The organism is Mycobacterium angelicum (assembly GCF_002086155.1).
GTDB classification, from domain to species: domain Bacteria; phylum Actinomycetota; class Actinomycetes; order Mycobacteriales; family Mycobacteriaceae; genus Mycobacterium; species Mycobacterium angelicum.
This window is the reverse complement of record NZ_MVHE01000374.1, coordinates 1-293: the sequence shown is the minus strand read 5'-3', so window position 1 is coordinate 293 and position 293 is coordinate 1. Positions and strand designations below refer to the sequence as shown.

1 protein-coding gene is annotated in these 293 nt (G+C 65.2%); it reads left to right on the top strand.

Annotation, left to right across the window (positions count from 1 at the left end; all coding sequences use genetic code 11):
- The coding region (locus tag BST12_RS29860) for a cutinase family protein (RefSeq protein WP_211281441.1) at window positions 1-293 on the top strand (293 nt) is incomplete at both ends.

Genomic DNA, 293 nt, shown 5'->3' with positions numbered 1-293 from the left:
GTCACGTTCGCCCGCGGCACCGGCGAGCCGCCCGGAATCGGGCGCGTTGGCCAGGCGTTCGTCGACTCGCTGCGCCAGCAGACTGGCATGGAGATCGGAGTATACCCGGTGAATTACGCCGCCAGCCGCCTACAGCTGCACGGGGGAGACGGCGCCAACGACGCCATATCGCACATTAAGTCCATGGCCTCGTCATGCCCGAACACCAAGCTGGTCTTGGGCGGCTATTCGCAGGGCGCAACCGTGATCGATATCGTGGCCGGGGTTCCGTTGGGCAGCATCAGCTTTGGCAG